The 9,169-nt window shown below is 50.7% G+C and carries 12 protein-coding genes; 4 read left to right on the top strand and 8 right to left on the bottom strand.

All coding sequences use genetic code 11. The features are described 5' to 3' along the window. The coding region (locus tag IQ260_RS22170; RefSeq protein ID WP_193995266.1) for a glycosyltransferase family 2 protein at positions 1-317 on the bottom strand (317 nt) is incomplete at its 3' end. Between the two features lie 166 nt (positions 318-483). Beyond that, positions 484-1,452: a glycosyltransferase family 2 protein gene (locus IQ260_RS22165; protein WP_193995265.1), complete on the bottom strand. Its 969-nt coding sequence runs from the start codon at positions 1,450-1,452 to the stop codon at positions 484-486. 374 nt (positions 1,453-1,826) lie between these two features. On the opposite strand from IQ260_RS22165, the gene deoC reads away from it, so the two are divergent. Further along, a complete protein-coding gene (gene deoC, locus IQ260_RS22160; protein ID WP_193995264.1) occupies positions 1,827-2,507 on the top strand; it encodes a deoxyribose-phosphate aldolase in 681 nt (226 codons plus the stop codon). Positions 2,508-2,630: 123 nt separating this feature from the next. Next, entirely contained in the window at positions 2,631-3,413 is a 783-nt protein-coding gene (hpsJ-B, locus tag IQ260_RS22155; RefSeq protein WP_193995263.1) for a hormogonium polysaccharide biosynthesis protein HpsJ, read from the top strand. Positions 3,414-3,485: 72 nt separating this feature from the next. Here hpsJ-B and IQ260_RS22150 read toward each other — a convergent pair whose 3' ends face one another. From IQ260_RS22150 to IQ260_RS22140, 3 genes are all read right to left on the bottom strand, one after another. Continuing rightward, positions 3,486-4,934 (bottom strand): protein adenylyltransferase SelO, encoded by a 1,449-nt coding sequence (locus IQ260_RS22150; RefSeq protein WP_193995262.1) that lies wholly within the window; start codon positions 4,932-4,934, stop codon positions 3,486-3,488. Between the two features lie 79 nt (positions 4,935-5,013). After that, the gene (locus IQ260_RS22145; RefSeq protein WP_193995261.1) at positions 5,014-5,241 is read right to left on the bottom strand and encodes a hypothetical protein; all 228 of its coding nucleotides are present in this window, start codon (positions 5,239-5,241) and stop codon (positions 5,014-5,016) included. Positions 5,242-5,257: 16 nt separating this feature from the next. After that, on the bottom strand, positions 5,258-5,710 hold the full coding sequence (locus tag IQ260_RS22140) for a PIN domain-containing protein (protein ID WP_193995260.1): 453 nt from the start codon (positions 5,708-5,710) through the stop codon (positions 5,258-5,260). A gap of 92 nt (positions 5,711-5,802) precedes the next feature. Here IQ260_RS22140 and IQ260_RS22135 point away from each other — a divergent pair, with 92 nt between their 5' ends. Continuing rightward, positions 5,803-6,357, top strand: a complete 555-nt coding sequence (locus tag IQ260_RS22135) for a Uma2 family endonuclease (RefSeq protein WP_193995259.1) — start codon at positions 5,803-5,805, stop codon at positions 6,355-6,357. A gap of 12 nt (positions 6,358-6,369) precedes the next feature. On the opposite strand, the gene IQ260_RS22130 is transcribed toward IQ260_RS22135, so the two are convergent. The 3 genes from IQ260_RS22130 to IQ260_RS22120 are packed head-to-tail and all read right to left on the bottom strand — an operon-like array spanning position 6,370 to position 7,663. Continuing rightward, positions 6,370-7,041, bottom strand: coding sequence for a Uma2 family endonuclease (locus tag IQ260_RS22130; RefSeq protein ID WP_193995258.1), 672 nt, complete (start codon positions 7,039-7,041; stop codon positions 6,370-6,372). Positions 7,042-7,086: 45 nt separating this feature from the next. Then, positions 7,087-7,374, bottom strand: coding sequence for a DUF3593 domain-containing protein (locus tag IQ260_RS22125; RefSeq protein ID WP_193995257.1), 288 nt, complete (start codon positions 7,372-7,374; stop codon positions 7,087-7,089). Then, the gene (locus IQ260_RS22120; protein WP_193995256.1) at positions 7,367-7,663 is read right to left on the bottom strand and encodes a DUF2499 domain-containing protein; all 297 of its coding nucleotides are present in this window, start codon (positions 7,661-7,663) and stop codon (positions 7,367-7,369) included. Before IQ260_RS22120 ends, IQ260_RS22125 begins: the two co-directional genes overlap by 8 nt. Before the next feature lie 146 nt (positions 7,664-7,809). Between IQ260_RS22120 and csaB the strand changes: the two genes are divergently transcribed. Next, entirely contained in the window at positions 7,810-8,874 is a 1,065-nt protein-coding gene (gene csaB / locus IQ260_RS22115) for a polysaccharide pyruvyl transferase CsaB (RefSeq protein WP_193995255.1), read from the top strand. The last annotated feature ends 295 nt before the right edge of the window (positions 8,875-9,169 follow it).

The following is a 9,169-nucleotide window of genomic DNA, read 5'->3' as shown; positions in this document are numbered from 1 at the left end:
GTGACGACGTTGGCAATTTCCTGAGCGAGCTGCGGCGTCGCGTGTTCGTCGGCGTCGAAGATGAGTACCCATTCGTGCTTCCACGGCACGTTGGCGAGCGCCCAATTTTTTTTCTTGGGCCAGCGTCCGTTGAAATCAAACTGGACCACCTGCGCACCGTAGGATTCTGAAATCTCCACTGAGCGATCTTCACTGTGGGAGTCCACCACGAACACCTCGTCTGCCTGGGCAACGCTCTCCAAACAAGCAGGCAGGTTAGCTTCCTCGTTTTTGGCAGGAATCAGCACAGAAACTGGAATTTTGGTGGCAGCAGTCATGGGTAGATGGAAAATTAAATGAACGGTAGATGATTGATCAGAACATCTGTAAGGTACAGCAGACTTTGAACCCTTTGCCTCAGTGTCTGTATCAGGAATTAGGCCCGCCTATGAACAGGGTTCCCGCCTGTCTACTGCCGCTGGGGGCGATGACTGCGACATCCCTTTAAGCAGATGACTTAGCAGGTTTAGATTTAGTCGGTTTAGCCAGCTTATAGGGTTTGATCAGATGTCGTAGGACACGTCCTAGATACCCTAATTGACCGTAGGCGTAGGTCAAATTTTCAAATCGCTGGGCCGGGTCATTAGCATATTTAACGGTTTTGTACATTCCTCGGACGAGTCGTTCACCGCCCCACCGCAGCTGGGACATACCGGCACGTCCCGATACTTGTTCACGGTAGCACTCACTAATACCTTGCCACCAACTGCGACTCAGAAACCAGCCTGGCTTAAGTCTAGCCGGGGCCACATTATGGGCAGCCAGGGCATTGGGCACATATAGCACGTGCCAGCCGCGTTTGAGGGCTAGCTGGGTCATGTGCAGCTCTTCATTGGAGAGCAGGTTTTTGCCGACGCGGCCTAAGTTGACGTCAAACCCGCCTACGGAGTCAAGAAAGGTTTTGCGCAGCGAGTAGTTTAGACCGCGAGGGGTGAGATTAGGATTTTTGATGTAGCGTACCTGATCGCCCAGATCATAGGCTCCGAGGCCACTGGCCAAATCATCAGACAGCCAGATCGGCGGGTGGCTTACCTCGGCAGGCCACAGTAGGGTGACTTTGCCGCCTGCGATCGCAACTCGATGATTGTTTTGATAAACCTCCAACAGCGAGGCTAGCCACTGGGAGCTGGCAACCGCATCATCATCTAGATAGGCCAGAATATCCCCGGTCGCAGCTTTCGCCCCAGTATTACGAGCCGAAGACAGCCCCAATGTGGGCTCATAGACATAGCGCAATCGAGAGTCAGATAACCGCTGCTGAACGACTTCAGCAGTAGCATCGGTGGAGGCATTATCTACCACAATTACCTCAGCATTATCAAGGGTTTGGGCCAACAAACTATCGATGGCTGCCCCCAAATATTGAGCTCGGTTATGGGTGCAAATAATGGCGGAAATTGATAGCTCAGCCATAAAAATCTTGAATAAAAACGAACTGGACTGAAATAACGAGTAATACTATGGCAGTAATAAAAACGCTGGACCAACACGCTAACGGGCACGTTAACAGTTAACAGTAGTAGATAGCTCTATTCATGAGATAGACGTACAACAACCCCACATGAATCGGGTAAGGGTGACTTGGCTGATACCCAGACTCACCTACGGTGCTCAATACGTAATTCTGCTTTAACCAAAATTCCCGTTTCACTATAGATGCACTCATTAAACTTTACTGAAATTACGCAATCGAGTCCCCCCTATTCAGTTTGGTTTATCCATTCTTCAAACGTGTAAAGTCCCTGCCGCAGGTCATCCTTCAGGTTCTCCATCATCCACCTAGCCCCATGAACATCGACTCTGATATCGATCTTGCCCCCTACATTGACCATTCCCTATTAACCCCAACCGCCACGTTAGAGCAAGTCGATCACTGGTGTAGCGAAACTCAACGCTATGGCTTCGCCAGTGTTTGTGTTTACCCAGTGCATGTTCAACGGGCGGTGGAAAACTTACACGACAGCCGCACAGCTGTTTGCACCGTCATTGGCTTTCCCACCGGAGCCGATACCTCAGCAAGCAAACTTTTTGCCGCCCAAGAAGCCGCTGAAAATGGAGCCACTGAACTTGATGTGGTGATTAATCTAGGCTGGGTCAAATCAGGCCAATTGGACCGGGTTCATACAGAATTAGCTCAAATCGTTGAAATGACCGGTCAGCATGTAAAAGCTATTTTGGAAATGAGCCTGTTGGATCAGGCTGAAAAACGAGCAGCCGCTGACGTTTGTATGGATGCGGGTGTGCACTTTCTCAAAACCAGTACTGGCTGGAATGGTGGGGCCACCGTTGAAGACATTCGCCTACTCAAAGACATCACCCGTGGCCGCATCGGCATTAAAGCCTCTGGTGGCATTCGCACCCCCACCCAGGCCATCGCCCTGATTGAAGCTGGTGCGACGCGCCTAGGCACATCGCGGGGACCCGATATTTTACGACAGCGCTCTGAGGACTCACAGTCTCAAGCTTGAGTTCACAAGTCCCCCTTCGAGAGCCTCAAACATCAAAAATACTCAATATTTTTTCAGAAATCTGCCCCCAACGGTAACTATGTCGGGCACTATTAAATAGCTGTAGCCTTTCGTGACCACACTATGACTTCCTCTGCAAACTCGGCAGGCAATGCCCCGTCTCCCATTGCGGCACTGGCCCTCAAGCTAGTAGGCGGTGTTACTATTTTGGCCGCCCTGGTGGATTTTCTGGTGCTGCTCCTGCCGCCCGATTTACTCAATCGTGCCTGGCAAATCAATACCACCACACAGCTAGTCGACCGGGGCATTGTGCCGTTAGTCGGGATTGCCCTACTATTTACTGGCTTTTGGATTGATAGCTTTGTCACGGGCAAGCGTAACCGTACTAACCTGATGCTTGACGCTCGGTTTTGGACCTGTCTTTTGGCCTGCATTCTCGGGTTGCTCTTCGCTATCTTAACCCCCGTTCACATGAACAACGTGCGGCTGCAGAGTAAGGATGCTCTGACTCAGGTAACTACCGAGGCCACCGAAGCGACGACCCAGTTAGAACAGCGTCTGAATGCAGAAGTCACCCAGCAACGCGATCGCATCAGTGGCCTCCTCGAAAATCCAGACCAGATTGAACAACTGGTCGCCAGCGGTAACGTCACGGCTGAGCAGGCTGCGCAAATTCGTCAGTTTGAGAACGACCCAGAATCGTTGAACGAGTTTCTCAATGGTCAGGCCTCCGAGCTACGCACCCGGCTAGAAACCGAAATCGGCACCCGTCGAGAAGAAGCTGCCAAACGTGTCCGCTCTGAAGCCACCAAGGCCAGTATCCGCATTTCCCTTAGCAGTATTTTGCTGGCCGTCGGCTACATTGTCATCGGCATCAGTGGCATGAAACGGTTGCTGGCTATCTAAATGCGCCGGTTCTTTCCCGTGTTTCGTGCGGTAGGGGCGTTGCATCAACGCCCCTACCGCACCATCGTTTGATCAATCGTCACCAAACGGTTTTTGGATTTTGGCCAATAAATCATCAAACGGCTGCCAGTTATCCTCAGCAACAATCGGCTCCCAGATAGCCTCAATTTCAGGCCGCAGCAACACAATATCGGGGTTAGTTCTACGCAAACAGCTGCCCACTTGCACCATTTCCGCTGCCGTCAACGTCGTCAAGCAGGTGTGGTAGTGCAGTCGCCACGCCTCCAACAGTGTGGCGGCCTCATCGTCAGAGTTCTCAGCCGTCGCCTGCAAAATCTGCTCCGGACCGTCACCCCACCGTTCTGAAAACTGTCCCGTTAACCCGGTAAAAAAATCGTGGTAACCCACCTGAGTCTTTTGCAGCAGTTCCAACGTTAGTCGCAGTAGCTCATCGCCCAATTCCGGTAGCAGCTCTTCAAACCCTAGCTTGGCCAGCATCCTCTGTTTATAGGCTGCATAGTAATGCGAACGATAGGTAGCCAGGCTCGACTCCAAATCTTCGGCTGCCATGATCAGCTTTAGCGGTTTCTGCAACATCAACAGATTCCATTCGCACACCCGTGGCTGGTTGCCATAGCTATAGCGCCCCATATAGTCAAAATAAGCCGCCGTAAACCGGGGGTTAAACTCATCCATAAAGGCATAGGGGCCATAGTCAAAGCTTTCGCCGGTAATCGACATGTTGTCGGTATTGAGCACCGCATGACAAAAACCCACCGACATCCACTGAGCGGCCAGCTGTGCCACCCGCTGTACCAGTTCGGCATAAAACTGGGCGTAGCGTGCTTGAACATCCTGGATTGCCAGTAGATGGGCGTAGTAAATCTCGATCACATGGTCTAGCAGGGGCTGCATCAAATCAGCCCGACCCAGGTATTGCAACCGCTCAAAGGTGCCAAAACGGATATGGGACTGACTAAAGCGCACCATCACTGACGAGCGTGTAGGCGAGGGCTCATCACCTCTCCATAGACGCTCGCCTGTTTCCACCAGGCTGAAACAGCGGGATGTGTTTACGCCCAAAGCATGTAGGGCTTCAGACGCCAGAATCTCTCGGACGCCGCCCTTGAGGGTTAAGCGACCATCACCATTGCGGGAATAGGGTGTGGTTCCTGATCCTTTGGTGCCAAAGTCGTAGAGCTTGCCATCGGTACCCCGCACCTGACCATAGAGAAACCCGCGCCCATCGCCCAACGCGGCGTTGTAGTCACCAAACTGATAGCCGTGGTAGCGCAACGCCAACAGCGGTGAGTGTTGTTGAAACTGGCCAAATGCTTCAATAAAGTCAAAATCGCTGACGTTAGAGGGCTGCAGCCCTAGCCTGGGTAATAAATCATCATTGCGAAACCGCAGAATGTGTTGCGGAAAATCAGCGGCTGCAACAATATCGTAGTAGTCATCGCCTAGAGCTTCCAAAGCAGGCTCATAGGTCAGATTTAGAAAGGGATTCTCAGTGGTCAAGGAATGAGGTTAGCGTAGCATCAGCTTTAGTATCAAACACTCTGAGATTTCCTGCTGGCTGGGCAACACAATTTCCTTACTATTCAATCACCTCGTCATACTGGACTAAGTCATTATCCTGACGTTGCTTCATGGCATTAAGAATATCGTCTAGGGAAGTCTGATCAAGCCAGGTGCTGCGCTCTTGAGTATAGTCACCCTGACCAGGGCTAAAGTGCTGAATAAATCGCAGAGTATCATAAATGCCAAGGGACTCTACTAAAATTTGATAGCCTTGACGTACAACCTCTTGCTGAGTTTTAGGCATTGTTATTCTCCTCCGTTTAGGTAGACTGCATAAGCCATGGTACTGGGTTATCAACTGTGATTTGAATAAGCCGGAAATGACGTTTTGCCCGTTTTATTAATCTATCGTCAGTGGATAGGAAAACATCAGCGTGACCTTGTTCAGCACTAGCAAGGTGGGCTGCATCATAGCCAGTAAAGCCAAGCTGTTGCAGTTCTCGGACTCGATTTTCCAAAATCTGACTGCTAAGCACTTTCACTCTAGCGATTGTCAAGATTGTTTTCACATTGCTAAGACGCTCTAGATCAGGGGTTTGATTAAGTTCTACGTCAAGAGCGGTGCTGGTAATGAGCTGCCACTGGGCAGACTGGCATTTTCTCAGAATAGTAAGAATTGCCTGGGCCTCAAGGGCAATACGGGGCTGGTTTTGATCGTCAAAGGGACGATTAAGGCAGCAGGCATCTAGATAAATCCGCCAGTTTTGACTCATAGGAAATATAGACGACCGCTAATGGCAGTAAACTCCAGTATAAATGGGGATATTATTCCTCACTCTAGATTGCTTCTTTGTTTTTTCAGCTAATGTCAGTCGCCCTAGCAAAATGGACACTGGATGATTATCACCGCATGACCACTGCGGGTATTTTGGATGGTCGTTCGGTGGAATTGTTAAACGGAGAAATTGTCACGATGGCACCGGAAGGGCCTGAACATGCTTTTTTGGGTGATGAGGGCGGCGACTATTTGAGCGAGCTGCTGGGAAGCCGAGCCAAGGTGCGCGAGGGTCGTCCGATTACGCTGCCCAATCAGTCAGAACCTGAACCGGATTTAGCCGTTGTAAAACCACTGGGAGACATCTATCGTCAGCGGCATCCCTACGCAGAGGATGTTTTTTGGGTGATTGAATTTTCTAATACAAGTTTGGCTAAGGACTTAGGCGTCAAACGCAAAGTCTATGCAACGGCTAATATTCCAGAATACTGGGTTGTCAACCTAAAAGAGCAAAACATAGTTGTATTGAGAAAACCTGAGCAGGGTGATTATCAAATCCAGCAGACATTAAATAACGGCACTATTCAGTTAGTGACTTTTCCAGACGTTACTGTTTCCATTTCAAGGATTCTAAGACAGCTCTGACAAAAGCATTTTCTAGCTTTGAAGAGTCGCTATCTGCTGGTTAAACCATTGGGCTGCACTGATATTCGTTTCACTTTCCAGTTTGACGATGGTTTGCTCAAGCAGCGCGATCGGTAAGCCTTTTAAGGCTTGAGACGTTTCAATCAGCTGATACTTGCCATCAGGCTGAAGTAAGAATGCGAATACACGACTGCCCCGCACGTCAATCACCCAATATTCGGGGATGCCTAACGCAGCATACAACTGCTTTTTTTCATCTAAATCACTGGCCAGTGTGGTATCTGAAATTTCGCCGACTAAATCAGGTGCACGCCACTGATTCAAATCGATTCTGCGGGGCTGTCCAGGTTGCCAGCGGGGATAGTCGTCTCCTAGATATAGCACCAGGTCGGGAGCACCCGCTGTTTCTTCGTCTTTTTCAAGCAGGCATCGGCCTAGGGAACTGGCCATTTGTTCAGGATGGATACTAAACCAAACGTACAAAATAGCCGTAAAAAGATCGCAAATCGTCGCGTGGTTAATGCCTTCCCAACCCATTTCGGTGATTAGTAGATAGCCCTGGTGAAAAAATAAGCGATATTGGTCGGCGGGTAAGCGGTCGCGATCGCACACATAGTCATCCCAGCTGGCCCGTTGCCAGGTTGCCAAGCTCGACCGATTTTTGACAGTTACAACAGCAGACATTGTCCTTACCCTTGCTATATTTTTTGATGATTGCTATCAAAAACCTTAGCTACCCTTCAGTTTCTGCACCGCGTTTCTAAAGCCTAACACCACCAAAATATTGGACAGCGTCAGAAAAAACTCAGCGCTGCCGTGGAGCCAATCCACATTGGCCAACTCCAAGCCATAGACCTTTTGAGCATAGATACCGGCGGGAATCGTCACTGCCACGAACACCAGTAGCACATAGAACCCAATTAGGGCCAAGCGAGGCGTCTGACCAGACTTGGTAACAAAATAGAGAAACCCCAGATAGGGAAATAGAGACACCGCAAACAATGTTTCCTTAGACACGGGCCTGCCTCCAGATATACCAAGCAGCGGCACAGCTAGTGCAGTTACCAACAACCGTCATTGCGGCCTGTAAAATGACCAGCCAGCTCAAGGATGGCGAATTATCAAAAAAATGCCAGGTGCAGGCACACATGGCGCTAATCAGAGCTGGCAACATCCCAAAGGATAACCATCTCCAAGCAGGCCAGCCACTGACATCGGCAAACTGCCAGACAAAATAGATGGCGGCGATCCATTCAATCACACTGGAGACGTGAACCATCCAGGTGGGTAATGAGAGAGCGTGCATAGGGCGTGAACAAAAGTGGATTCGGCTGGGGGTGAGGCGGTAGTCTAAAGCGATAAAGGCAGTAGCCTTAGTTTCTGGAGGCAGCCGCCTTCAAACTGACCGAGCTATTAGTCAGACCTTAATTTTATCGGGATTGCGGGGCGGACATGCGAGCAGTTTTATGTGGTTACTATGGCATGGGCAACGGCGGCGATGAGGCCCTGCTAGCAACGCTGCTGCAGCTGTTGCCTCAGTCCGTGACGCCGATTGTCCTCTCGGGTAACCCTGAAGAAACGGCCCAACGCTATGGTGTGGAAGCCGTACCACGCAAATCTTTGCTGGCTGTCTGGTCAGCCCTACGGCGTTCTCAGGTCTTTATCTGGGGCGGTGGCAGTCTGATGCAAGATGCCACTAGCGTCATCAATCCGTTGTACTACGGGGGGCTCATGAAGCTAGCCCAGTGGATGGGCCTGCGCACAATTGCCTGGGGCCAGGGCATTGGCCCTTTAAAGCGGCGCAGCAGTCGCTGGATCACTCGCTGGGCGCTAAAAAAATGCGATGCGGTCAGCGTCCGCGATGGAGCTTCGGCTCAGCTGTTAACTGACTGGGGTATTCGCTGTCAGCTGGCCCCAGATCCGGTATGGGCGCTCAGATCTGCCCACTTGACCGGGTTTGCCGATTTGCCGGCACCGCGTATTGCCATTGCGCTGCGGGGCCATGCTCACCTGACACCTGAGCGGCTGACAAATTTAACTAAGGCCATTGCTGACCTGCAGAAGGCCACACAGACCTGTATCGTGCTGCTGCCGTTTCAGCCGGTGAAAGATAGTGAGATCGCAGCCCACATCGCCCAGCATCTCAGCGGTCCCCATGAGATTATTCAAGTGGGCAATCCGGCCCAGCTCAAAGGTATCTTTCGCGGCATTGAGCTGGCCATTGCCATGCGGTTTCACGCGGTAGTGATGGCGGCCGCCGAGGGCTGTCGCTGTTTTGCCATTAGCTATGACCCCAAAGTTACTCAAATTATGCAGGAGCTGTCTCTACCGGGCTGGGGCCTCTCACCTGACGCCCCGCTGCCGCTGATACCGGACGATGCCCACACCATGACCCAGCAGTGGTTAGAACACTATGCCAACGGCGATGGTTTGAGCGATGTGCAGGTGCGATCGCACGTTGATAGAGCCCTGTTACACAGTGTTTTGCTAGAAAAAATGCTCGCCACTAACTCTTAGGAAATATGAATTAGTTTAATTTTTAATACATTCCTTACGAGGATAATATTGCCTGTATGTCTTGATTTATCAATCTTTCACGGCGATAGACCCATATCAATTCGATTTTCTATGTTAATACTTGGGAGAGATTGGCGTAAGATGCCATCGTCTCCGCCTTAGTTTTTGCGGTGCTCCAGCATGTTCAACTCTCCCCCATCCCAAAACGACAGTCTTCCGGCAACAGGAGATGACGCTCGCGGCATTTCGTCGCATGGAGCACCGTTGCCCGTTGAACAATCAGCAGATAACAATA

It is taken from the genome of Leptolyngbya cf. ectocarpi LEGE 11479 (genome assembly GCF_015207065.1).
Taxonomy (GTDB): Bacteria; Cyanobacteriota; Cyanobacteriia; order Phormidesmidales; family Phormidesmidaceae; genus Leptothoe; species Leptothoe ectocarpi.
The sequence above is the reverse complement of the archived record's forward strand: the minus strand, read 5'-3'. Positions and strand labels throughout refer to the sequence as shown.